This is a genomic window from Nocardia sp. NPDC001965 (genome assembly GCF_053594175.1).
In genome coordinates this window covers 370,726-396,736 of the sequence record NZ_JBSFDZ010000003.1, presented here as the reverse complement: position 1 = coordinate 396,736, position 26,011 = coordinate 370,726, and the positions used below count along the sequence as shown (strand labels likewise).

General features: G+C 68.0%; 10 protein-coding genes. 3 read left to right on the top strand and 7 right to left on the bottom strand.

Translation table 11 applies throughout. The annotated features are described in order from the left end of the window. Positions 1-501 precede the first annotated feature (501 nt). The 4 genes from ACWCPQ_RS08275 to ACWCPQ_RS08260 all read right to left on the bottom strand — a co-directional run bounded on the left by ACWCPQ_RS08275 (position 502) and on the right by ACWCPQ_RS08260 (position 20,038). On the bottom strand, positions 502-1,386 hold the full coding sequence (locus ACWCPQ_RS08275) for an aldo/keto reductase (protein ID WP_449896145.1): 885 nt from the start codon (positions 1,384-1,386) through the stop codon (positions 502-504). Positions 1,387-1,622: 236 nt separating this feature from the next. After that, complete coding sequence (locus ACWCPQ_RS08270) at positions 1,623-1,931, bottom strand: DUF6802 family protein (protein WP_449896143.1); 309 nt, start codon at positions 1,929-1,931, stop codon at positions 1,623-1,625. A 249-nt stretch (positions 1,932-2,180) separates the two neighbouring features. Continuing rightward, entirely contained in the window at positions 2,181-2,843 is a 663-nt protein-coding gene (locus ACWCPQ_RS08265; protein ID WP_449896141.1) for a DUF6875 domain-containing protein, read from the bottom strand. Continuing rightward, positions 2,840-20,038 carry an amino acid adenylation domain-containing protein gene (locus ACWCPQ_RS08260; protein WP_449896139.1) on the bottom strand — a complete coding sequence of 5,733 codons (17,199 nt, stop codon included), beginning with the start codon at positions 20,036-20,038 and terminating at the stop codon, positions 2,840-2,842. The genes ACWCPQ_RS08265 and ACWCPQ_RS08260 overlap by 4 nt, the downstream gene beginning before the upstream one ends. Before the next feature lie 1,207 nt (positions 20,039-21,245). On the opposite strand from ACWCPQ_RS08260, the gene ACWCPQ_RS08255 reads away from it, so the two are divergent. The 3 genes from ACWCPQ_RS08255 to ACWCPQ_RS08245 all read left to right on the top strand — a co-directional run bounded on the left by ACWCPQ_RS08255 (position 21,246) and on the right by ACWCPQ_RS08245 (position 23,930). Beyond that, positions 21,246-21,617 carry a hypothetical protein gene (locus tag ACWCPQ_RS08255; RefSeq protein WP_449896137.1) on the top strand — a complete coding sequence of 124 codons (372 nt, stop codon included), beginning with the start codon at positions 21,246-21,248 and terminating at the stop codon, positions 21,615-21,617. A gap of 105 nt (positions 21,618-21,722) precedes the next feature. Then, positions 21,723-22,979, top strand: a complete 1,257-nt coding sequence (locus ACWCPQ_RS08250) for an FAD-dependent monooxygenase (RefSeq protein ID WP_449896135.1) — start codon at positions 21,723-21,725, stop codon at positions 22,977-22,979. 171 nt (positions 22,980-23,150) lie between these two features. Beyond that, positions 23,151-23,930 carry an enoyl-CoA hydratase-related protein gene (locus ACWCPQ_RS08245; RefSeq protein ID WP_449896133.1) on the top strand — a complete coding sequence of 260 codons (780 nt, stop codon included), beginning with the start codon at positions 23,151-23,153 and terminating at the stop codon, positions 23,928-23,930. A 44-nt stretch (positions 23,931-23,974) separates the two neighbouring features. Here ACWCPQ_RS08245 and ACWCPQ_RS08240 read toward each other — a convergent pair whose 3' ends face one another. The 3 genes from ACWCPQ_RS08240 to ACWCPQ_RS08230 all read right to left on the bottom strand — a co-directional run bounded on the left by ACWCPQ_RS08240 (position 23,975) and on the right by ACWCPQ_RS08230 (position 25,998). Further along, complete coding sequence (locus ACWCPQ_RS08240; RefSeq protein WP_449896132.1) at positions 23,975-25,111, bottom strand: DUF7373 family lipoprotein; 1,137 nt, start codon at positions 25,109-25,111, stop codon at positions 23,975-23,977. Positions 25,112-25,316: 205 nt separating this feature from the next. Next, positions 25,317-25,475, bottom strand: a complete 159-nt coding sequence (locus ACWCPQ_RS08235) for a hypothetical protein (RefSeq protein WP_449896131.1) — start codon at positions 25,473-25,475, stop codon at positions 25,317-25,319. Positions 25,476-25,620: 145 nt separating this feature from the next. Further along, a complete protein-coding gene (locus ACWCPQ_RS08230) occupies positions 25,621-25,998 on the bottom strand; it encodes a hypothetical protein (protein ID WP_449896129.1) in 378 nt (125 codons plus the stop codon). Between the last annotated feature and the right edge of the window lie 13 nt (positions 25,999-26,011).

Sequence of the window (26,011 nt, the reverse complement as noted above, 5' to 3'; positions counted from 1 at the left end):
GGCACTCCGACGAGGCAACTACGGGTCCGCAGCAGATCGACTTCGACCACGGTCGAGCAGGTCCGGAACACGAGCCGCACACCCGATGGTTGTGTCTCCGCGGCGGCCAGCCGCGGATCGTCGCACTGCGCACGAGCCGCCGCGGACAGCCGATGCGAAAGCCACCCGCGCTCGGTCCCGCTCCAGCTCGGCAGCACCGCGAACGAGTTCGGCACCGATAGGGTGATTCCACAGTCCACTCGCTGAGCTGCACATCGTCATCGCCGGCCTCCTCTTCGAACCCCTCGAAACAGGCGTCGACCGACAGCGGGCAAACGGGTGCCCGCTCGACGGCGACCGACCGCGACTCGGCCGGGGCACGCAGATGGACGGCAAGACCGTCGGTGGGATGTGGAGCGCATCGGCGCGAACGCCGTGCACGGCCCTGGGCGGGTTCTCGATCGTCGGGACGCGCGCAACGGCCTTCGCAATGCGTTCCTTTCCGGCAATCGCCGATCGGAATCAGGGTTCGGGAATTTCGATCCCGAAATCTGCCCGCGTGATCTGCTCCGGCTCGGGACCACCGCGCACACCGGTGTCCAGCGCGTCGATGGCCGCCAGCTGGTCGGCGTCGAGCTCGAAATCGAACACCGCGAAATTCTCCGCGATACGCGACGGGGTGACCGACTTCGGGATGACCTGGCGCCCCTGCTGGATATGCCAGCGCAGCATCACCTGCGCCGGTGACTTGCCGTGCGCGGCCGCGATCGCACCGATCACCGGATCTTCCAGAGTGGAACCGTGCGAGCCGTCACGGTAGAAGGTGATGCCGCCGATCGGCGACCACGCCTGGTTCACAATGCCGTGCGCACTGTCGACCGCGAGCAGTTCGGACTGGCGGAAGTACGGGTGCACCTCGATCTGGTTCACGGCCGGCACCACCGACGTGGCCTCCCGGAGCCGGGCCAGGTGATCGGGCATGAAATTGGAGACGCCGACAGCGCGCACCCTGCCGTCGGCGATCAGTGTCTCGAGCGCCCGGTAGGCCTGGATGGTGAGGTCGAATTCATCCGGCAGCGCCTGATGCAGGATCAGCAGATCGATCTGTTCCACGCCGAGCTTGCCGGCGCTCTTGGTGAACGAGTGCAGGGTGGTGTCATAGCCGTAGTCGGTGATCCAGATCTTCGTCTCCACGAACACCTCCGCACGCGAGAGCCCCGAGCGGCGAATCGCTTCGCCGACCTCACGCTCGTTGCCATAGACGGCTGCGGTATCGATATGCCGATAGCCGGTCGACAACGCGGCACCGACCGCCGCGATCGTCTCGTCGGGCGGCGTCTGATACACACCGAACCCGAGTACCGGGATCGTCACGCCGTTGTTCAGTTCCATCGAGGGAATGCTCATAGCGGCCACGCTAGGTGCGCGGGACCCGTTCGCGGTGTCACCGACCAGCGGGCCCCGTTCTCGTTTCCGAGTCGATACGTTCGCATTTCGGTTCCCGCCGGATGGAACACAGCAGGCTCGCGGCAGCGTACCGGGCATGAACCGGCCGGCCCGCGCTCTCTACAGCCCGGTCCCGGCCGACCCGCGCCGCCCCGCCGATATCGCTTCCATCCCGCTCCGCGCGTCCGGCGCCCCCGTCACTCCCCCACTTTCCCCTGATCGGTCTGCCGCCACTCACCCGTCCCATCCGGATTGCGATGGTATTCCCACGCCGAATAGTCGCCGTCGTTGTCCACCACGCTCAACCGGTCGGCGTAACCGTCGAGATCGGTATCGGTCCAGACACTCGTCGAATCGGGACCGGTGGTGACGAAAGTGTCGAGGATACCGTCGACGACGAGATCCTCCGTGGGTGTTTCCATTTCCACCGGACCCAGGCCGTCCATAGCCGACGACGCTTCGAAACCGGGCATTCCGATGCCGGGGAACTCTCCTGATGTAGGCATGGATTCTCCTGAGCTCCACTGATCGACCACGGGAATATTCCCGGTCCATCCTTCCATCTCCGACGGTACAGTGCAGCCCCGTTCCCGGGCGGGAACGGGTCGCCGACAGCAGTGGGACAGCACCACTTTCATCCCCGAAGTCCCGGTAGGCTGCGATCTGGTCACCGCCGCGACCGTGGACCATTCGTTGCGCCCGCACCGAGGTCAGGAGATCCCCATCGATGCACGCGCCGCGCGCGATCGGATCCCCTACGCGCCGTCGGCGCTGTGCGCGAGTTCGTCCGCCATGGCGGTGGTGATGACTTCGGGTATCGCCGGGGCGAAGATTCTGAGGTAGGAGTCTATCCAGTCGGAGCGAGTAGTGAGGAAGGGAAAATCGGTGGGGACCATATGGCGGACGGCGAGCAGGGGCAGCGGCGAATCGAGTGCCGGAAAGTCGGGGTTGTGCAGGCCGGCGACGGTACAGCCCGGGTAGAACTGGCCGAGCATCAGGCCGTGTTCCACGAACCGGGATTTCTGATCGCGCTGCACGGCTTCGATCTCGGCGTAGTCGGTGAGGTCGGGGAAGACCGCGAGAACGGCTTTGAAACCGGAATCGGGCGAGTCCTGGGGCGGCAGGACCGGATACAGGTCGTAGAGGTCGTCGACGACGGCGGCTATCCGCTCGACCTCGAAACGGCGACCGCCCAAGAATGCGGCCCACAGGAACCGGTGGTTGACGGCATGGGACATATAGGGGCAGACGGGACCGTGGCGGCCGAGATCCTGATGGGGTCGGCACAGATACTCGGTGGTCCACCGGCGTAGTTCGGCGGCGAGCGGGTGTTCGGTAACGGCGCTCACCGGGTCGGGATCGAAAAGGTTGACCGGCTCGATGCCGGAACGGGTGCCTACAGCGGGTTCGGTGGTCATGATCGGTTTTCCCTTACTGGAGTCGGGGTCTCCGACACAGGGATCAGGGCGGAGCGGAAGTGTTCGGTGAGGACGAGTCCGATCGAGCGCAATGCGCCGGGATCGGTCATCCGGTCGTGCCGGACCGAAATATGGTGCTCGGCAATATGACCCGTGATGTGCTCGGCCCATGCGAGAGCCGGGGAGGAGCCGGTGTCTTCGTCGCCCTGGGCGGCGCTGAAGTAGATCAGGTCACCGTCGAACGGCGCCGGCCGGTGGTTCCAGGTGAGGTCGACGAGCCGGGTGTAATCGCGGTGCAGGACCTCGAGATGTTCCGGGGTCAGGGCTGCGCCGAGTCCGTCGTACCGGGCCGGTGGATCGGCCACGGCGGCGAGGGCGAGCTCAGCGGAGTCCTCGGCAACGGGAAGGCCCGTGACCTCGGCGAGCATCTTCCCGATGGTGGGTGTGGGAGCTCGGACGCTGTCGGCGGTGACAACCCGGGTGTCCATCATGGCCAGCGTGTCGACGCGGTCACCGTCCCGTCGGAGCCGGACGGCGATCGCGTGGGCGATGGTGCCGCCGAGCGAGTAACCGAGCAGATGGTACGGACCGTGCGGCTGGACGGAGCGGATCTCCTGCACATAGCGGGCGGCGAGTTCGTCCAAGGTGTCGAACCGGGCGTCGGGTTCGGTGAATACCGGGGACTGCAGCCCGTGGACGGGACGGTCGGGGTCGAGGTGCTGTACGAGTCCGCTGAAACACCACGCCAGGCCGATGGCCGGGTGCACACAGAACAGCGGTGGGCTGCTGCCGGTGGCACGTAGGGCGAGCATTACCGCGAGTCCGTCACCGGATTCCGGTTGGTCGAGGCCGCGGCGGCGAGCCTCGATGCGGCGGGCCAATGCCTGCGGGGTCGGATCGGTGAAGATCCACTGGACCCCGACGTCGACATCGGTCGATTCGCGCAGCCGGACCGCCAGCCGGGCAGCGGCCAGCGAGTCGCCGCCGAGCGTGAAGAAGCCGTCCTCGACACCGACTCGTTCGATATCGAGCGTATCGGCGAAGGCAGTGCAGACCGTGGCCTCGAGCGGAGTGGACGGCGGCCGGAACGGGGCGGTCGGCCGGCCCGGTACGGGCAGTGCCCGGTAGTCGAGTTTGCCGCCGGCGGTGAGTGGGATCCGGTCGAGGGCGACGAGGCCGGTCGGGATCATATGGGTGGGTAGCCGGGCAGCGAGGTGGGTGGTCAGCGCGGAAGTGTCGAGCGTGGCACCGGGTCCGAGCACCACATAGCCGACGAGCTGGTCGGCGCCGTCGGGACGGGTGCGGACCGCGACGGCGGCCTGGACGACATCGGCATGGCTGCGGAGCGCGGCCTCGATATCGCCGGGTTCGATGCGGTTGCCCCCGATCTCGATCTGCAGGTCGTTGCGGCCGCGGTAGCGCAGTGTCCGGTCGGTGGTCCAGGCGACCAGGTCGCCGGTGCGGTACATCCGGGTCCCGGGCGGCCCGTACGGGTCCGGCACGAACCGGGCTCCGGTGGTGGCGGGTTGCCGGTGGTAACCACGGGCCAGACCCGGCCCGGCCAGGTACAGTTCGCCGACCACTCCCGGTGGGACGGGGCGCAATCCGCGGTCGAGGACGACGGCGGTGAACCCACGCACCGGACCGCCGATCGACATCGGGCCGTCGGCAATCGTGGTCAGCGCGGCAGCGGCGCAGCTCATGATCGTGGTTTCGGTGGCCCCGTAAGTGTTGATCACCGTACGCCCCGGTGCCCATCGGGCGACCAGATCCGGTGGGCAGGTTTCGCCGCCGAGAACGACCGTGCCGAGGGTACCGACGGCGTCCGGGTCCACAGTGGCGAGGACTGTCGGTGTGAGAGCCGCATGGGTGACGTGTCCGGCCTCGATCGTTTCGGTCAGTTCGGCGCCCGCGAGCACCGATGCGGGCGCGAGCACCACGGTTGCTCCCGCGGCCGCAGCGCCGAGCCATTCGAGGATCGAGACATCGAAGCTCGGCGAGGCGGCGGCCAGTACCCGTGCGGCCGCGGTGAGACCGAACCGTTCCCGCGCCTCGGCGGCCAGGTTCGCGATCCCGGTATGGGTGACGACCACTCCTTTGGGGGTCCCGGTGGAGCCCGAGGTGTAGATCAGGTAAGCCGGGTGCTCGGGCCGGAGCGCCGTGGTGCGGTCGGCGTCGGTGACGGCGGCAGCGGATACCGCTGCCGCCTGCGTGGCGAAGGCGGGCCGGTCGAGGACGAGCCATTCGATGTTCTCCGGCAGCAGGTCTCGGCAGGTGTCGAGCGCCAACCCGGTGGCGGCACCGGAATCGGCCAGAATTCGCGCGATCCGATCACGCGGATGAGCAGGGTCGATCTGCACGAAGGCCGCGCCGGTTTTCGCGACCGCCCATACGGCGGTGACGGCATCGAGGGAACGCGGTAAAGCCAGGGCCACTACCGATTCCGGTCCGATCCCGGTGACGGCGAGTACCCGTGCCCACCGGTTCGAGGTCTCGTCGAGTTCGCGATAGGACAGGCTGACGCCGTCGCACACCACCGCTTCGGTATCGGGGGTCACCGCAGAGGCCAGCACCTGCGGTAACACCGACGTCACCACGCCGGGCCGACCGCGAGCCGGAACCAGCGCGGTGTGCTCCTCCGGCGACAGCAGTGTGAGGTCCCCGAGGGGGAGATCGATATCGTCGATGAAGGCGTCGAGAACGCGCCGCACCCGGTCGGCGATGGCCTCGATCCGCGGGCGGGTGAACAACGCGGGCTGGTATTCGAAGGTCAGGTGCAGCCCGGTCTCGTGATGGATGATCAGGCCGAGAGGATAGTGGGCGGCATCGCGTCCGTGCACGTCCAGGACGTGCATCCCGGCGATATCGAGGGCATCGGACAGCCCGGCCCGATCGACCGGGTAGGACTCGAAGACGGTCACGGTGTCGAATATCGCGCCGGGCCCGACCGTGTTCTGGATCTGGGCGAGGCCGAGATGGTGCTGGTCGAGCAGTGCGGTCTGCTCGGTTCTGATCTGCCGTAACAGCCCGGCAAGGCTTTCCCGGCGATCGAGCCGGACCCGGACGGGCACCGTGTTGACGAACAGTCCGATCATCGATTCGATGCCGGGGATCTGTGCCGGGCGCCCGGAGACGGTGGCACCGAAAACGACATCGTCGCGGCCGGTCTCGGTGGCGAGCACAATCGCCCAGGCGGCCTGGAAGAGGGTGTTGAGCGTGATCTCCTGCCGATTGGCGGTCGCGACCAACTCCGCGGTGCGGTCTTCGCTCAGTGGTAGGTCGACCTCACGCGCACCGACAGTGAGCCTGCGGCCGCGGTCCGCGGGCGCCAGGAGAGTGGGCTCGGTGGTACCCGCGAGTGCCCGCGACCATGCCCTTTCCGCCGCGTGCTGATCCTGCGTTCGCAGCCACCTCAAGTAGTCGCGGTAGGGGCGCACAGGTGCCGCCACCGCGGGATCGCCGTCCCCGGCGTAGAGCGTCAGCAGTTCCCGGATCAGCAGCGGTGTGGACCACCCGTCGATCAGGATGTGGTGCATGCTCAGTACCAGCCGGTACCGCCGGGGACCGGTGCTGATCAGGGTGACGCGTAGCAGCGGCGCCGATCCGGTGTCGAAGCCGGCGCGGCGGTCGGCATCCATGATCTGTTCGAGTGCGGCCGCGGGCTCGTCACCATCGGTCGAATCGATCAGGGTGAACGGCACTTCGACGTGGTGGTGAACCGCCTGCAACGGTTCCCCGGCACCGTCGCGCACGAACGCGGTCCGGAGGTTCGGATGCCGCCCGACGAGAGCGCCCGCGGCACGCCGCAGCCGCCCGGCATCGACGTGCCCACCGAGTTCCAGGCAGAGTTGCACCACATAGGCATCGAGATCGCCGGCGGCGAGCTCGGCGTGGAACAGCAATCCCTGCTGTAGCGGTGTGAGCGGCCAGATGTCGTCCAGTCCCGGTTGCCGGGCCTCGAGCCGGTCGATCGCGGCCTGGTCGAGATCCACCAGATCCAGGTCGGAGGGGGTCAGCCCGCTGACCCCGGGCCGGGCCGCGTGGGCGGCCAGCGCGGTCACGGCATCGCGCCACAGGCCCATGAAGTCGGTCACCTCGGCCGAGGTGAGCAGTCCGGTCGGGTAGTCCGCGACAGCGGTGAGCGTCGGGCCGTCGGGTGTGTCGGTCGTGACGGCGTTGATGCCCAGCACGGCAGCGACGGGGGCGTCGGGGTTCTGTACCCCGCCCGCCGAGAGAGTGTCGCCGGCCGGCATCCATCCGGCGTCGCGCGCCGCCGCGGGTAGGGTGTCGAACCGGCCGAGATAGTTGAAACTCACCTGCGGGGTGGGCAGCGCGCTCAGGACGCGGGCGGTGGCTGGGTCGAGATAGCGCAACAGTCCGTAGCCGATTCCGTGTCCGGGTACCTGCCTGAGTTGTTCCTTGACGGTTTTGACAGCCGACCCGGCGGCCGGCCCGGCGGCGAACGCGTCGTCGATATCGGTACCGGACAGGTCGAGCCGCACGGGATAGGTGGTCGTGAACCAGCCGACGGTGCGCGTGAGATCGGCACCGGGCAGCACGGTGTCGTGCCGGCCGTGGCTTTCGACGGTGAGCAGCGTCTCGGCACAGGTTTCACCGTGGTCGCGGCGCCATCGCGTCAGCGCCAGAGCGAGCCCCGCGACGAGGGCGTCGTCCACATTGGCACGGAATGCCCGGGGCAGGGTGGTGAGTACGTCGCGGGTCACCGCGGTGGACAAGGTAACCATGACAGCGGCGGCGGTGGCCTGCACGTCCACGTCGCGGTCGAGCGGACGGGAGCCGATCGGTGGATCGTCGGCGGCGAGGGTGGACTGCCAGAGTTCCAGTTCGTCGTGGCTCTCGGCGGCGGTCTGCAACGCAGCCGACCAGCGGCGCATCGATGTACCGACGGACGCGAGCCGGGGTCGGTGACCAGCGCTCACCTGGGCCCATGCGGAGGCGAGATCGGGAACGAGGATCTGCCACGACACGCCGTCGGTCACCAGATGGTGTGCCACCACGAGCAGCCGACCCGCCGGTCCGGACCACTCGAACCAGACCAGTTGCAGCACAATTCCCGCGTCGGGGTCGAGGCGTTCGGCCGCCGCATTCGCCTCGGAATCGACGATCGCGGCGAACGCGCTGCTGTCCGGCGCCACATCCACCGGCACCCGCCGGATCAGTCCGGCGGCCGACATCGAGGTGGCCTGCACCCGCAACCCCCGCCCCGACGGGTGCGCGGGGTCCGGGTACAGCCGGGCCCGCAGCATGTCGTGGTGATCGATAACCGCCTGGACGGTGGCACTGATACCCGCGGTGTCGATACCGTCCGGCAGTGTCAGCATCACCCATTGGCAGAAGCGGTCGAAACTGCCGCGCTCGAACATCCAGCACATGATCGGTGTCAGCGGTACCGGTCCCACTCCGCCGCCGGCCAGTTCCGCCGGCCGGGCGACTGCCGCCGGACTCTCGTCGCGCACCGCGATCCGCGCCAGCCCGGCAACCGTTTTGTGGTCGAACACCTCACTGGTGGACAACAGCAATCCCGCCGCTCTGGCCCGGGTCACCAGCTGGATCGACATGATGCTGTCTCCACCGAGTGCGAAGAACGAGTCATCCGGCCCGATCTCGTCGAGTCCCAGTACCTCCGCGAACAGCCGCGCCAGCGTTTCTTCCGTCTCGGTCGCCGGCGCCCGGAAATCGGTTCGGCCCGTCCCGAACTCCGGCGCGGGCAGCGCGGTGCGATCGAGTTTGCCGTTCGCGGTCACCGGCAGCGCGTCGAGCACCACCGCTTTCACCGGCACCGTTTGCGGAGCCAACTGTTCTCCGGCGTAGGCGAGGACCGCGGCCGGGTCGATATCCACGCCGGGCTCGGCCACCACATATCCGATCAACCGGCCTCCGTTCCCGGCGTCCCGGTGTACGGCCGCCGCCGCTGCGGCCACGCCCGGACAGGCCCCCAGAACCGATTCGACCTCGCCGATTTCGATACGGACGCCGTGAACCTTGACCTGGGAATCCGCCCGGCGCACATAATCCAGCGCCGGACTGCCGTGCGGTGACCGCAGCCAGCGCACCAGATCCCCGGTTCGATACATCCGCTGTCCCGGTCCGGCGAAGGGATCGGCGACGAACCGCGACGCGGTCAGGCCCGTCCGGTTGTGATAGCCGCGAGCCAGACCCGGACCCGCCAGATACAACTCACCGACCACCCCGACCGGCACCGGCCGCAACCGGGCATCGAGGACCACCTGGCCGACCCCGCGGATCGGCCCGCCGATGGTCACTGCCGCACCGGCCGTCATCGGCGCACTGGCATCGGTCTCGATCGTGGCCTCGGCCGGACCGTAGGTATTGGATATCGTGCGGCCCGGTGCCCACCGCGATACCAGTTCCGGTGGGAGTACCTCGCCGCCGAGCACGATATTCGCGAGGTCGTCCAGCCCGGCCGGATCCATCGTCGCCAGGACCGTGGGCGTCAGCGCGGCATGGGTCACCCGCTCCCGCGCCAAGAGCTCCGCCAGCTCGGTGCCGCCGTGGACTGTGGGCGGTGCTATGACGAGCCGGCCACCCGACGCGAACGCGCACAACTGTTCCAGGACGGCCGCATCGAAACTCGGCGAAGCGATATGCAGCACCCGTGCGTCCGGACCGACAGCGAATCGCGCACGCTGTTCGGCCACCAGATTCGCCAGTCCCCGATGCGATACCACCACCCCTTTGGGCACACCTGTCGAGCCGGACGTGTAGATCACATACGCCGCCTGGTCGACCCGCACCGGCAGCGTTCGCTGCGCGTCGGTCACCGGCGTCGCCGGCAGTTCCGCGATCTCCGCCGCGACCGTCGGCTCGTCGAGCACCGCCCACCGCACCGTCCCGGGCAACCGATCCAGCCAGTGCGACAGCGTGATTCCCGAGACCACACCGGAATCGGTGAGGATATGCGCGACCCGGCCGGCCGGGTACGTCGGATCCACCGGTACGAACGCTGCCCCCGACTTGGCCACCGCCCATACCGCCAGCACCGACTCGACCGACCGGGGCAACCCCACCGCGACACCGGTCTCCGGTCCGGCGCCCCGGCCGATCAGCAACCGCGCCAACCGATTCGACTCCGCGTCGAGCTCGCCGTAGGTCCACCGGCGCTGCCCGCACACCACCGCGACCGCCGCCGGATCCTGTCCCGCCGCCAGCAGTTCCGGCAGTGCGCGCTCCGGCGCGGCCGGAGCGCCCGCCACCCGCGTCAGCTCCCGGAACTCGGCCGGCGAGAGCAGCTCCAGCCGGGCCAGCGGCAGATCCGGGTCGGCGGCGATGAGGTCCAGCACCCGCAGGACCCGGTGCAGTGTCGCCGCCATGTCGTCGCGGTCGAACAGATCGGGCAGGTATTTGATCCGGAGGTGCAGTCGATTGTCGATATGCGCGACCACCCCCAGCGGATAGTGAGCGGCGTCGATACCGGTCACACCGGTCACCCGCACGCCGGCGATCTCGGTCTCCGCGGTCAGCCCACCCCGATCGACCGGATAGGACTCGAACACCGTCATCGTGTCGAACACCGCACCCGGGCCGGCGATCTGCTCGATTTCGGCCAGACCCACCTGATGGTGGTCGAGCAGGGCGGTCTGCTCCGCCTGGACCCGGTCGAGCAGCTGCCCCAGGCTTGCGGCGGGGTCGAGCCGGACCCGCACCGGCACCGTGTTGACGAACAGCCCGATCATCGTTTCGATACCCGGAACCTGTGCGGGACGTCCGGAAACGGTCGATCCGAATGTCACATCGTCGCGGGATGTCGCCGAACCCAGCACGATCGCCCATGCCGTCTGCAGGACTGTGTTGAGAGTGACGCCCCTGGCCTTGGCGCGCTCGGTCAGCGCCGCCGTCCGTTCCTCGGTCAGATCGCCGAGCACATCGCGAGACCGGGTGTATCGCCGGCCGGGATCGGCGGGCGCCAGCAAGGTCGGCTCGTCGGCGCCGTCGAATACGCGGCGCCAGACCTCGAGCGACGCGGCCCGGTCCTGCCCGGCGAGCCACTCCAGGAAGTCCCGATAGGGACCGGACTCGGGCAGCGCCGCAATGTCACCGTCGGTCGCGTAGAGCACCACCAACTCGCGCAGGAGCAGCGGTAGCGACCAGCCGTCGAGCAGCAGATGATGATTGCTCAGCACCAGCCGGTAGCGTTGCGGCCCGGTGGTGACCAGCATCCAGCGCAGGAGCGGGGCGCGCGCCGGATCGAACCGGGTCGCCCGGTCCGCGGCCATCAGCAGATCCCACTGGCTTTCCCGGGCCCGCTCGTCGAGCCCGGACAGGTCCAGCTCCGTCCAGGGCGCCTCGGCGCCGTCGTCGACCACCTGCACGGGTCCGGCGTCGGCGACGAATGCGGTGCGCAGGTTCGCATGCCGGTCGAGCAGCAGCTGCCCGGCTCGGCGCAGCCGGCGTGGATCGACGGCCCCCTGGAGCTCGACGACCAGCTGTACCACATAGGGGTCCGTCGATTCGTCCGCCAGCAGCGAATGGAACAGCAAGCCCTCCTGCAACGGAGTCAACGGCCAGATATCGCTCGATGCCGGGTACCGATCCTCGAGGCGTTCGATCTGCGACTGAGTCGGCGTGACCAGATCCAGATCCGACGGTGTCCGCCCGCCCACCTCGCCGCGCCGGGTGGCGGCCGCCAACGCGGTCAGCACCGCCCGCCACGAATGCGCCACCTCGCGTACCTCGTCGGCGGTGAGCACACCGGTGGGATACGACCAGATCGCCCGCAAGCGCGGCCGGCCCCCGTCGTCGACCGTGCGGGCGGTGATATCGAGCGCCGCGGTGACCGGCATATCCGGATTCTGCGCGCGGGCGAGTTCGGCCCCCGAGAAGTCGCCGCCGTCGTCCACCGGCAACCAGCCCACCGCCGGCATTCCGGCGGGTATTCCCGCGGTGACGCGGCCGAGATAGTTGAACCCGATCTGCGGTGCCGGCCTGGTTCGCAGCGCGGATCCGCTGTCCTCGTCGAGATACCGCAGCAGGCCGTAGCCGATCCCGTGGTCCCGGATCGCGCGCAGCTGTTCCTTGACGGATTTGACCGCCGCCCCCAGGGCCGGCCCGCCCGCGCACGCGTCGTCGAGGTCGATATCGGAAAAATCCAGGCGCAGTGGAAAACTCGTGGTGAACCAGCCGACTGTGCGGGTCAGATCGGCGCCGGGGACCGCGGACTCCTCACGGCCGTGCCCTTCCAGGCCGATCACCATATCGGTGCAGAGATCACCGTGGGTTCCACGACGCCACTTCGTCAACGCCAGCGCCAGGGCGGCCAGCAGCCCGTCGACCACACCGCCGTGGAACGCCGCGGGTACCTCGGTCGTCAACGCCTCGGTTACTTCGGGGGATACATCGATCTCGACCGCGCGGACGGTGGCCGTCACGTCGATCGCGGGGTCGAGGGGCCGGGACCCGATCACCGGATCGTCCACGGCCGTCATCTTCTGCCACAATTCGAGCTCGGCGAGCCGCTCCGGCCCGTGAGCGGCCTCGACCAGTCCGTGCGCCCACCGGCGCATCGAGGTCCCGACCGGGGCGAGATCGGCCGGCGCGTCGGATCGGATCCGCGCCCAGGCGACCGCGAGATCGGGCACCAGCACCCGCCAGGACACGGCGTCGATCGCCGAATGATGCACCAGCACCAGCAGCCGGCCCGGGTCGGTGGCATCGACCGGATCGAACCAGACCACCTGCACCAGGACCCCGGTGCCCGGATCGAGCCGGCGCACGGCCGCATCCAGCTCCGCCGCGACCGAGGCACGGAAACCGGCACTGCCCGGCTCCTGCTCCGTCACGACCCGATGGACGGCATCCTCGGATCGGATCGAGCCGGCCGGCAACACTTCCCAGGTCCAGCGCCCGTCGTCGGCCCGGCGCAACCGGGCGCGCAACATATCGTGCCGGTCGAGTACCGCCTGCACCGTATCCGCCAATTGCCGCCGATCGATGCCGACCGGCAGACTCAGCAGCACTGCCTGCGAGAAACGATCGAATCCAGACTCCGCGTGTTCGAGAAGCCATCGCATATTCGGTGTCAGCGGTAGCGGCCCGACCCCCGCGCCGGGCAACTCCGCGAGCGCGGGAATCTTGCCGGGGCGGCCCGCCCGGACCGCGATCCGGGCCAGTCCGGCCACTGTTCTGCGCTCGAACACCTCACGCGCGGTGAACAACACCCCCGCCGCTCTGGCCCGGGTCACCAGCTGGATCGACATGATGCTGTCCCCGCCGAGCGCGAAGAACGAATCGTCGAGACCGATATCGTCGGAACCCAGTACCTCGGCGAATGCCCGTGCGATACTGCGTTCGACCGGTGTCTCGGGCGCCCGGAACTCCGCACCGGCGGCGAAGACGGGTTCGGGGAGCGCCTTGCGGTCCAGCTTTCCTGTCGGTGTCAACGGAAGCCGGTCGAGCACCATGATCGTGGACGGGACCATATACGAGGGCACTCGGCCACCCAGGTACCCGGTCAGAATCGAGACGTCGATCGAACGGCCCGGCGCCGGGACGACATACGAGACCAGCGATACCGATCCGGTACTGCTGCGATGGCCGATGGTCGTGGAGAAGAGCACCGTTTCGTGCGCGGCGAGCAAGGCGTCGATCTCGCCCGGTTCGACCCGGAGACCACGAATTTCGACCTGGAAGTCGGAGCGACCGAGATACTGGATGGTGCCGTCGGCTGTCCAGCGGACCACGTCGCCGGTGCGGTACATCCGGGCACCGGGCGCCCAGGGGCAGGCGACGAAACGCGCGGCCGTCAAGCCTGCCCGCGCACGATAACCACGAGCCAGCAGCGCACCGGCGATGTACAGCTCCCCCGCGACCCCCACCGGCACCGGCTGCAGACGCTCGTCGAGCACCCACTCCGCCACACCACGAATCGGCCCACCGAGCGTCACCGGCTCCCCCGCCACCAGTGGCGCGCTGTGATCGGCCATCATCGTGGTCTCGGACGGACCGTATCCGTTGAACACCGCACGGCCCTCGCACCACCTTTCGACCAATTCGGCGCCGTAGCCCTCGCCACCGACCACCATGGTCCGCAGCGCTGGGAGCGGCCGGCGGGCCGGGTCGATCGTGGACAACGGGGAGGGGGTGATGAAAACGAGGCCGGCCTCTTCCCGGTCGAGCAGTTCGGCGAGCGCGTCGCCGCCGTAGACATCGGCGGGCGCGACGACCAGGGTCGCGCCCGCGCACAGCGCCGACAGCAACTCCTCGATCGCGACATCGAAACCCGGTGAGGACAACGACAGGATCCGGGTGCCGGGTTCGATGTGCAGGGCGGACAGGTGCTCGTCGGAGCAATTGCGCAGGCCGCGGTGGCTCACCGCGACAGCTTTGGGTAGCCCGGTCGAGCCCGAGGTGTAGATGACGTAGGCGATATTGTCGACCCGCAGCGGACGGACCCGGTCCACGTCGGTGATCGGCTGGTCGCTGTGGGTCGTCTCGAGGTCCGCGAGTGTCAGCCAGTCGACAGCCTCGGGTAGTCGCGCCCGCACGGAGGCCGCCGTCAGACCGAGCACCGCCCCCGAATCGGTCACCATATGGGTGATCCGTTCCGCTGGATAGGCCGGGTCGATCGGCAGGAACGCGGCGCCGGTCCGGGCCACCACCCATACTGCGAGCACAGAATCCGCGGAACGAGGCATCGCCACCGCGACCACATCGTCCGGCCCCACACCACGCGCGATGAGCATCCGGGCCAACCGGTTCGCACGTCGATCCATTTCCCTGTATGTCGTTCGCGCACCGTCGAACACGATCGCCGGCGCGTCGGGATTCCGCGCGACAGCCGCGGTCAGCAACTCGGCCAGGGTTACCGGAGGGGAGCCCTCGGCTCCGGAACGCGTCAGCAGATCGGCTCGCTCCGCGGGCTCCAGCACATCGATCGAACCCACCGCAACTGTCGGATCGGCGGCCACCGACTCCAGGATCCGCCGCCACCGGCGCATCAGCGAATCCACGGTGTCCGCGTCGAACAATTCGGTCGAGTACACCACCCGCACCGCCGAGCCGCCACTGCCGTTGTCGGACAGCACAACCTGTAGATCGAACCGGGATACGTCGTCGGGCAGTTCGACCATCGACACATCCACCCCGGGCAGTTCCAGGTCGGCGGGCGCCAAGTTCTGGAACGCCAGCATCACCTGGAACAGCGGGTGCCGGGATTGGGATCGCGGCGGGCCGAGCGCGTCGACCACCTGCTCGAACGGCACATCGTCGTGTTCGAGAGCGGCCAGATCGGTCGTCTTGACGCGGTCGAGGAATCCGGTGAACGATTCACTGCCCTCGACCCGGGTCCGCAACACCACCGTATTGACGAACATGCCGACCACGTCGTCGAGCTCGGCGGCGCCCCGACCGGCGACCGGGGTACCGATCGCGATATCACCGGAGCCACTCATCCGCGCGAGCAGCACCGCCAGCGCGGCGTGCACCACCATGAATACTGAGCAGTTGCGCGCCTTCGCGAGCTCTTCCAGCGCCGTGGCCGTTTCCGGCGCCAGTTCGAACCGGTTGCTCCCACCGCGGTGCGACCCCACCACCGGCCGTGGCCGGTCGAACGGCAGCCGCAGCTCTTCCGGCAGGTCGGCGAGGGTTTCCCGCCAATACTCGAGCTGGCGCGCGCACAGTGATTCCGGATCGTCGGGAGAGCCGAGGACAGCGCGCTGCCAGAGCGCGTAGTCCGCGAACTGGACCGGTAGCGGTGTCCAGGAAGGACTCTCGCCCCGCGCCCGGGCGGCGTAGGCCGTCGTCACATCCCGGGCCAGTGAAATCATCGAGAAGCCGTCCGTGGCGATATGGTGGACCACCACCGCCAGCACATATTCGGTGTCCTCGGCACCCACCATGCGGAACAACCGGGCACGCACCGGCGGTCGGGTACGCACATCGAAGCCTTCGTGGACGAAAGCGGTCAGCGCCGTGATCAACTGGTCCGGACGAACCGGCACCGGGCTCACCTCTCGATCCGGCTCGCCGGCGGGTTCCACGACCTGGACGATCGTGCCGTCGTGGTCCGGATACCGCGTGCGCAGGGACTCGTGCCTGCGCAGCACATCGATGAGGGCCGAGCGCAGGGCCGCCAGGTCGAGTTCGCCACGTAGCCGGAGGGCGATCGGCATGTTGTACGCCCCGGAACCGGTGTCGTACTGATTGAAGAACCACATCCGCTGCTGAGCGGGGGCCAGCGGCACGAGATCGGGGCGGGGCCCGGCAACCAGCGGCGGCCGTTGCCGCCGCGCCCGGGCCCGCTGTTCGAGACAGGTCGCGAGCGCGGAGACCTCCGGTGTCTCGAACAGCAACCGCACCGGAATATCGGTGTCCAGGGCCGTACCGAGTCGCGCGGCCACCCGGGTGGCGATCAAGCTGTCCCCACCGAGCGCGAAGAACGAATCGTCCAGACCGACGCTGTCGATACCCAGTACTTCGGCGAAGGTCTGCGCGATCGCGCGTTCGACCGGCGTTTCGGGCGCCCGGAACGGTGCGGTGTCGGTGGGTACGGGATCCGGTAGTGCGCTGCGGTCCAGTTTGCCCGCCGGGGTGAGCGGGATGTGCTCGAGCACCATGATCGAGGGCGGGACCATGAAGGACGGTAGCCGGGCGCGCAGATATTCGCCGAGGATCGCGATATCGATCGAACGATCCGGTGCGGCGACGACGTACGACGCCAGCAGTACGGCGCCCGAGCTGCTGGCGTGGCCCACGGTGGTGGCGAATCCGACGGTTTCGTGCGCCGCGAGTACCGCGTCGATCTCACCGAGTTCGATACGCAGACCACGTATCTTGACCTGGAAATCGGACCGCCCCAGATGCTGGATCGCGCCGTCGGCGGTCCAGCGGACCACGTCCCCGGTGCGGTACATCCGTTCGCCGGGCGCCCAGGGGCAGGCGACGAAACGCGCGGCCGTGAGCCCCGCCCGCGCATGATAACCACGAGCCAGCAGCGCACCGCCGACATACAACTCCCCCGCGACGCCGACCGGCACGGGCTGCAACCGCTGATCCAGCACCCATTCCGCCGCACCGCGAATCGGACCGCCGATCGTCACCGGCGCTCCCGGCGCCAGCGCGCGGTGATTGGTCATGATCGTGGTTTCGGTGGGCCCGTAGGCATTGACGAACACACGACCACCGGTCGCCCAGGACCGCACGAGCTCCGGTGAGCAGTTGTCACCCGCGGCGACGACGACGCGCAAACTGTCGAGCCCGGCCGGATCGACCGATGCCAGCGCGGCCGGTGTCACCACCGCGTGGCTGACCCGCTCGCGGCGCAACAGCTCCGCCAGCTCGACGCCACCGTAGGTACCGGGAAGCGCGACAATCATCGTGGCGCCGGCTCCCACCGCGAGCAGCAGTTCCCAGACCGAGGCGTCGAAGCTCGGTGACGCGAAATGCAGTGTCCGCGAATCCGGTTCCACCGCATAGCTTTCCCGCTGCTCGGCGCTGAGTGCGGCCAGTCCGGCATGGGTGACGGTCACACCCTTCGGCACACCGGTGGAGCCCGAGGTATAGATCACGTAGGCCGGATGCTGTGGTCGCAGCGGGGTGGTGCGTTCGGAGTCGGTGATCGGCCGGGTGTCGAAGGTCCCGTCGAGATTGCCGGGTATCAGCCATTCGATGGTGCCGGGTAATTGCTCGCGCATCGATGCCACCGTCAGGCCGAGCACCGCTTCGGAATCGTTCGCCATATGGGTGATCCGCTCGGCGGGATACGCCGGATCTATCGGCAGGAAGGCGGCCCCCGTTCTGGCCACCGCCCACCAGGCGAGCACAGAATCCGGCGAGCGTGGCATCGCCACCGCGACGATGTCTTCCGGCCCGACCCCCCGCTGGATGAGCATCCGGGCCAACTGGTTGGCGCGACCGTCCAGTTCTCGGTAGCTCGTCTGCGCACCGTCGAACGCGATCGCCGGTGCGTCCGGATTCCGGGTCGCCGCCGCGGTCAACAATGCGTCGAGAGTGACGGGCGCGGACGTGCGGGCTCCGGATCGGGTCAGCAGATCAGTGCGTTCGGCGGGCTCGAGCACATCGATCGACCCCACCGCGCCCGTCGGATCGGCGGCCACCGATTCCAGTATCCGAACCCATCGGCGCGCCAGGGAATCGATTGTGCGCGCATCGAACAGATCGGTCGAGTAGGTGACCGTCACCACCGAACCGGCATCGGCACCGGCGGACACCACGAACCGCAGATCACACTGCGGCCGACCCGCGCGGAGGTCGGTCACCGCACCGAGCGAACCCCGATCGGCGCGCACCGGGCCCTGAAATGCCAGCATGACCTGGAACAACGGATTCGGCGACAGCGGACGCTGGGGAGCACACTCCGCCACCAGCTGCTCGAACGGCACATCGGCATGCGCGAAAGCAGCCGGCTCGGACCGGCCGACCCGCGCGAGCAACCCGGTGAACGATTCACGACTGTCGACTTCGGTCCGCAATACCGCCGTCCCGGCCGAGACTCCGGCCACGCCGGCGCGTACGGCGCCGCCGCGCCCGGCCACCGGTGTGCCGATCGCGATATCACCGGACCCGCTCATCCGCGCGAGCAGAATCGCCAGCGCGGAGTGCAGCACCGTGAACAACGACGAATCGTGCTCCCGCGCGAGTCTCGCCAGCTGCTCGGTCGGCCCCGCCCCCACCTCGAATCGGCAGCTGTCGTGCCGGTCCGAGACCATCCGCGGCCGCGGTCGGTCGAAGGGGAGATTCAATTCCGCCGGCAGATCGGCCAACGTGTCCCGCCAGAAGGCGAGACTCTGCCGCTGCCGGCGGACCCGAGCGGCGGCCTCGGCCGTCTCGGGGTGGATCTGCCCGAGCTCGGTATCCGGTGCCGCACCGGCGAACGCGTCGAGCAGTTGCGCGAACCGGTCGTGATGCGCCGACAGTTCGGCATGGGTATAGAGGTCGGGGTTGGCCATGAAGTGCAGGATCGTCCGTGGCGGATCTCCGGTCCGATAGAGATCGACCAGCAGATCCTCGACCGGCCCGGAACTGAGAATATGAAAGTCCCCGGTGACCGGCCCGAGGCGGATTTCCTGGTGGAAGTACATGACATTGACCATCGGGCCGACGAAACGTCGTTGCCCGTCGGACCCGGCGGCAGCCCGAATATCGTAGAGGCCACAGCGCTGATGCCGCAGTGCGCCGACGAGGTCGGACTGCACCCGCCGCACGAGTGTCGCGACCGTTTCCTCGGTGCCGAGCGCGATCGGGAACGGCGCCACATTGACGAATACTCCCCCGGACCGCCGCAGTACAGCGCTTGTCCGCCCCGAGACGGGTATGTCGACCATGACGTCGTCGCGCCCGGTCATCCGGGCCAGATAACATCCGAACGCGGCGATCACCACCGCGGCCGGGCTGGTGTCCAGCGCCTTCGCGCAGTGCTCGATGCGCGACTCGGTCACCGCCGGGAGTTCACCGATCGCGGCCACGCTGTCCGCGCACGCCGGGGCGTACCCGCGGGCGAGGCTGGACACCTCGTGGACGCCGGCGAGTCGGTTCAGCCAATAGGCGCGGTCGTCGGCGAATCTCTTCGATTCCCGATAGCTGCGATCGGCCTCGTACAGGGTGCGCAGGTCCGCCGCCCGGTTCGGCGCTATCGGCTGCTCCGCTGCCGGGTCCTCCAGGGCCGCGGTGTACAGCGCCGCGATCCGGTTCACCATCGTCATCGCGGCGTAGCCGTCGGCGGCGACGTGATGAATCCTGTTGTACCACAAAGAATAATGATCACCGACCTGGATGATCGCGCCCGCGACCAGCCGGTCCCGGGCCATATCCAGCGGTGCCGTGTACTCCTCGCGCATCCACTGCAGCCCCGCCGCCACAGGGTCTCGTGCGCCGCGCATATCGATAACCGGCCCCGCCGACTCCAGCGACGGATCGAACATCTGGTGCGGCTCGCCGTCGACCTCCACGAGGCGTAGATATCCCGACTGGAATTCGAGGCCCACTCGAATAGAAGTCCGGCGCAGCAACCCAATATCCAGGTCTCCGTGGAGTTCGATATATTGAGCTTCGGAAATCGGCACATCGGGACGCAATTGCTGCGCCAACCAGAGCCCCCGCTGACCGGCCGACAACGGCACAGGCCGTGTCGCCGAAAGTGGCCGGGTGCCAGTATCATTCAATACCGGGCCAGAATGAACATGCGGCCGCGGACTTGCCATCGCGCTCCTCCAGAGACGACCCATCCTCGATTCCCGACCGGAGTTAGTGTAAGCCGAACTCCCGTCCGCGTATACCCCGAAAAACATGTCCTGTACAGCACATTCGCTCGGAACTTTATAAGATCGATAGGCCTTCGTGCAGCAATTCCCCAGCTGAGGCGATCGCAGCACAGACCAACGAGGATTTACCGCCCCGACTTCCGGCCGGGGTAGACTTTTCATAAATCTGGCCCGGTTATCCATATCGTTTTCCGATCAGGAAACAGGACCTATCGGAGATTTTCGGATACCTCTTCAGCAGAGGCGGCCCGGCCGGACCGAAATCGATCAAAACGGATACACTCGGCTAACATTTCGATTTCATCGAGCGTACGGAAGCATCACGTTTTTCGGGCCCCGATTTCAGGAAGGTCGCGATCGGCGACCGCACATTTCCTCGACCCCGCGGTAGCACTCGGGCCGATCCGCAGATCCGTGCTCCGGCGACGCACATCCGGTCGATCTTCGCGGTGACCAGCCTGTCCATGCCGGTCATGGTCCGATCGGTGATCGCGGGCAGGCCGGTCGCGATCCACCCGTCCCGCAGAACTTGCGAGTGCACGACCGTGACGACGGGCCGGCGCAGTGTGACAGGGTATCAAGGACCCACACAGATCCCCGGCGACGACCAGAGCGTTGCACCCTTCGAGCAGATCCGTGCAGAACGGCCCTGTTCTGCGGGCACCACCGGGCAGGCCACGTCGCCGAGGGCAGTTGCCGGTCGGACCTCAACGGCTCTGCCGCAGAACCGCTATCGAGTTTCGATTGCGCGGTATACCCGATTCCGAACACCGACACCGCAATGCGATACGCACCCTCTCCGGTGCGATCCATCCGACCCCGCCCGGATCAGGGTGGATATCAGGCGCCGACCGTCGTCGTGTTGATCCCGCTCTGCCGTGGTGAGGTCGTTCAGTGTCCGGACGGCCGATTGCTGCGATGTCGTTCCGGGTGCTCTTCGCCCGTTTGCGGGTAAAGACAGCGCGGGGCACTCGGACTGCTCCTCGTGCGGCTTCGCCACCGGCTCGCTCCGCCGCGGAGTACGCGGGCAGTGCCGGATCGGGGGTAATGGCGGGAATTCGGCGAATTATAAAGGAGCGAACGCGGCGATTTCCAGAGTTCGGCGCGTAGAATTCAAGCGGGTCGGGACAGTAACTGGAGCCCTATCATGACTGGAAAGAATTCACACACGAAGTTCACCCGTTTGGCGGCAGCAGCCGGCATAGCCGCGATTGCCGCGATTCCGGTTGTCGCCACCGCACCGCAAGCGCCTACCGCGCACGCAACCACACCCACGTCTGCCAGCCAGAGCGTCGACAAACCCGGTGGGGGCAACGGCGGCTGGGGTCGTGGCGAGGGTTGGGGCAACGGCGGCGGCTGGGGCAACGGCGACGGGTGGGGCAACGGCGGCGGCTGGGGCAACGGCGGCGGCTGGGGCAACGGCGACGGGTGGGGCAACGGCGGCGGCTGGGGCAACGGCGGCGGCTGGGGATGGAACTGGTGGAACCCGTCCAGCTGGGGCGGCTGGGGCAGTTTCTAGCGCCGGTGACCGTGCCCGGCCGCGCACAGCGTGCCGGGCTCGGGCCCATCCACCACCCACCATGTGAGGTGAAGTTCGACCAGCCGGGCTGGAGCTGGTGACGAGATGAAGATCGTGTGCGTCGGTGGCGGGCCGGCCGGGTTGTACTTTGCCATCTCGATGAAGCGTCGCGACCCGGCCCATGACATCACGGTGATCGACCGTGATCCGCCCGGGGCCACCTATGGCTGGGGCGTCGTGTATTGGGACGACCTGCTCGACATCTTGTATCGGAATGACCCGGAGAGCGCCCGGGCGGTGCGTGCCGGGTCGGTCCTGTGGCGCGAACAGGCAATTCACCTGGGCGACGATCGGATTGCGTATTTCGGCGGTTACGGGTTCAGCATCGGGCGCGCGGCATTACTCGACGTTCTCTCTCGGCGGGCGAGTGATCTGGGCGTCGACGTTCGGCACGAGCGAGAGATCCACGATCTGTCCGGATTCGGCGACACCGATCTCGTCGTCGCCGCCGATGGCGCGAACAGCCGGATACGGCAGCTGGGTGATCATTGTTTCGGCACGTCCGTCAGCCTCGGCGAGAATCGATATATCTGGCTCGGCACCGACGAGGTCTTCACCCGTTTCACCTTCGCCTTCGAACACACTTCCGCCGGTTGGATCTGGTTTCATGCCTACCCGTCGGTTGCCGGGAAGATCAGCACCTGCATCGTCGAGTGCCAACCGTGGACATGGCACGGACTGGGCTTCGATTCCCAGGACCACCTGGAGAACCTGCGCGTTCTGGAGAACATATTCACGCGCATTCTCGACGGTCACTCGTTGATCAGCAAGACACGTGGCGAATTCGCGAAATGGAGCCGCTTTCCCGAGGTAACCAACAAGACCTGGTATCACGACAACGTCGTATTGCTCGGCGATGCCGCGCACACGACGCACTTCACCATCGGTTCGGGTACCCGGTTGGCAATCGTCGACGCCATCGCACTCGCGCAGAACCTGTACGAGCACGCCGAGGTAGCCGATGCGCTGGCGAACTACGATCTGCAGCGGCGCGCTGCGCTGCGCCCGATACAGGCCGCCGCCCGTACCAGCATGACCTGGTTCGAACACGCCGACCGGTATCTCGACCGTAACGCCGTACAGTTCGCCTGTGCGATGGCGGCCCGGCACGGGCCACAAGCGCCATGGCGATATCAACTACACCTGCTCACACAGGTACCCGCCGTGCGCAGAGTCCGGCGTGCCGTGCACTCCGGACAGCGGTGGTGGCGGGCTGCCCGACGGGGGGAACTCGCGATACTCTCGCCGACCGGTGGTCCGGCTCTTCCTCATCCCCGGGTGCGGGGGTCGAGACGAAGGTAGAAGTTCAGCTGGTCACGGTCCGGGACGAAACTCGTCCTGTTCGACGACCCGCTACCGGAGTCGTGCGACTCCACGTCTTCGGGCCCGACGAACCGAACGGCGGCCGGGCCGGTGGTTCTGGATGCCCCCAGAGGTGTCGTCTCGGTGCCCGAAGAGATCTACGGTGAAGATATGACCGCCTCGGAGTGTCGACATCTGCTGGTCGCGCGGGACGTCGACACCGTGCGCATCACCATGAACCGGCCCGAGCGCCGCAATGCGCTGTCGGGCGAGTTTCTGGCCGAACTGCTTGCCACGTTCCGGGCCGTCGGCGAGACCGACGCCACCGGGATAGTTCTCGGGGCGCACGGTCCGGTGTTCTCCGCAGGACATGATTTCGCCGACGTCGCCGCGCGCGACCTGCTCGGCGTGCGGGAATTACTCATCCTGTGCACCGAGCTCATGTCGACCATCGAGTCGGTGCCGCAGGTGGTGATCGCCCGAGTGCACGGTCTGGCCACGGCCGCCGGCTGCCAGCTGGTGGCGTCATGCGATCTGGCCGTCGCCGCCGAATCGGCCGGTTTCGCGCTACCCGGCGGGAAGGGTGGCTGGTTCTGCCACACCCCCGCGGTTCCGGTTGCCCGCGCTGTCGGCCGTAAACGCCTGATGGAACTGGCCCTCACCGGCGACCCGATCGATGCCCGCACCGCCGAACAGTGGGGCCTGATCAACCGAGCGGTGCCGGACGCTGAGCTGGACACAGCCGTGGACGCGTTACTCGCCCGCGCTACCCGGGGCAGCCGGGCCAGCAAGGCACTCGGAAAACGCACTCTCTACAGCCAACTCGACCGCCCGGAAGCAGATGCCTATGCCCTCGCCCTGGAAGTGATGGCCGCCGCCGCTCAACTTCCCGGCGCCCGCGAAGGGATGGCGGCCTTCCTGGCGAAACGCCCACCCGTCTGGCGCGATTAGCGCTGCCAGGAGGCCACCGACCACGCGGATCACCGCGGAGTCGCCTACTCGGCTGCGGTGAGGACCGCGTGCTGTTCCCGGACGAGTTGATGGGTTTCGTCCTGGCCGCGACCCCACGCCTCGGCCACATAGGGACCAGCCGAAACGACACAGGTCCAGGCGTTCGGATGATCCCTGCCGTCCGAAAGGCAGGAAGTCTCGGGCAGTTCGCCGGGCGCCGGCGCAGCGGTTTTGCCGTGCGCGGCGGCGATCGCCTCCGTCAAGAACCCGCGGAGCCGCGCGGCGCCCGCAGGATCGGCGGTGCGGTACACGGTCGTTCCCTTGTTCGCCATCGCCGACACTCCCAGCTCGGGATAGAGCCGAGCAGCTGTCACCTGGTCCTCGGCGAATACCACAGCACCACGCGGCCCATAGGCGCCCGGTCCCGTGGCGTTCGCCCCGACCGACAACGCGAATACTCCATCGGGATCGTAGGGAAGCCGTGCCAGCTCCGGCACCGGGGTCGCCGCGAAGGAGTTCAGCAGCGGGCGCTGCAGTTCCAGCGCCCGGGTGAGCACGCGCTCGATCTCCGCGCGGTCGCGGCCGCGGGCCTCGGTGTAGACGACATAATCGTCATATGAGGTGACTGCCAGACCGTCGAGCCGCCCACTCTGGTCGCGCAGGCTGAAATGAGTGTCGGCCTCGCCCGGGAGAATTGCGGGCTCACGGTCTGCGGTGTCCATCATTCCCCGTGACCGTACGGCGGCCCCGGCAAGGTCGGTCGCCGCGGCACACGCGCTCGCGCTGTCCCGGAACCGCATGATCGCGTGGATGAGCCAACGACTGTCCCGCGACCCGGCGTCCCCGGCAAACCGGGTGCTCACGAACCCGGCGAGCAGCCCATGGTCCTCGGCCGCGTCGGCGACCTCGTTATTGTGTCCGGCGGTCACCATCAGCCGCGAACCGGTCAACACACCGGAGCTGCTGTGGCGGATGTAAGCCGGGTCGATCTCGGCCGGCCACACCAAAGCCTCGGCCATACGCGCTCCTTCGGCGAGTGCACCATCACCGAACTCGTCCTCGCCGGTCTCCGCCGGCGCCGCTGTGCAGGGTGTGGCCTCCCCCGTCGCCGACTCGGCCGCGCTCTGGCATCCGCTCAGCAGGAGCGCGGCGGCGGTGACCGCCGCAGCTGTTGCTCGCACCCGCGAGAAACCCTCGGACGTCCGAGATCCGTTGAAGCGACCTGTGGTAGGTCGCGAAAAAAGGCGATGGGCGCGCACGTTCTCCCCCTGGCGATACTCCACACCGGCGCGGCCGGTCCAGCTCGGCAAGATTATCCCGGACACACCCGCCCCGAATCGGCACCCCGGCCGCTGCGTGAAGCACACGTAGTCATCGTCGACTCGATCACACGTTGACACCGATGTCCCTGGTCATGCTGATATCCAGCGTCTCCCGCTTCCTGCGTCCCGAGGAGTCGTTCGCTATCGACAGCGGGCGCGCCGAGATCACCACCATCAGAGACACTGCCGCCACCGCGATTCCCGCGACGGTCGACCCGACCACCGGCACCATCCCACCCGAACCCCCCGACCGCGGCGGACCCCGTTCGCGCCGGATATCGGCCTACCCGATCTGCGCCGATTCACCGTGCGAGACGGTAGCTCCACCTACCGTCTCGCACGCTACCGGTCTTGGCCACGAAACGACGCTACGTCGCGGTCCCGGTGGCGGCCACGGCCGCTGGCTCGGGGGCGGATCTGCGCAGGCGGCCGACGATCAGCCCGGTCGCCGCGAGGGCACCGGCGATAGGCCATTCAACCGCTCCCACCACGGCGAGCGCACCGAGCCCGCCGTAATACAGATAGGAGGTGGGCACAGACAGCTCTACCGGACCCGCTTTCATCTTGATGCCCTGACCAGGGATGGCGACCTCGGCGTCGAGGAAGGGTAGCGCCAATGTGGCCGCGGGTGCGGTCTCGGCGGTGGCCTGCCCGTCCGGTTTCGCCCGGACCTTCTTACGAGCCGATTCGCCGGTGCCGGTCGCGGTGGTCCGACCGGTACTGTTCGCTTTACTGGGTGAAGGCATGGGACACGATCCT

Coding starts and splice junctions, on each gene's coding strand:
- ACWCPQ_RS08275 (WP_449896145.1), bottom strand. CDS start 1,386: ATGAGCATTCCCTCGATGGAACTGAACAACGGCGTGACGATCCCGGTA.
- ACWCPQ_RS08270 (WP_449896143.1), bottom strand. CDS start 1,931: ATGCCTACATCAGGAGAGTTCCCCGGCATCGGAATGCCCGGTTTCGAA.
- ACWCPQ_RS08265 (WP_449896141.1), bottom strand. CDS start 2,843: ATGACCACCGAACCCGCTGTAGGCACCCGTTCCGGCATCGAGCCGGTC.
- ACWCPQ_RS08260 (WP_449896139.1), bottom strand. CDS start 20,038: ATGGCAAGTCCGCGGCCGCATGTTCATTCTGGCCCGGTATTGAATGAT.
- ACWCPQ_RS08255 (WP_449896137.1), top strand. CDS start 21,246: ATGACTGGAAAGAATTCACACACGAAGTTCACCCGTTTGGCGGCAGCA.
- ACWCPQ_RS08250 (WP_449896135.1), top strand. CDS start 21,723: ATGAAGATCGTGTGCGTCGGTGGCGGGCCGGCCGGGTTGTACTTTGCC.
- ACWCPQ_RS08245 (WP_449896133.1), top strand. CDS start 23,151: ATGACCGCCTCGGAGTGTCGACATCTGCTGGTCGCGCGGGACGTCGAC.
- ACWCPQ_RS08230 (WP_449896129.1), bottom strand. CDS start 25,998: ATGCCTTCACCCAGTAAAGCGAACAGTACCGGTCGGACCACCGCGACC.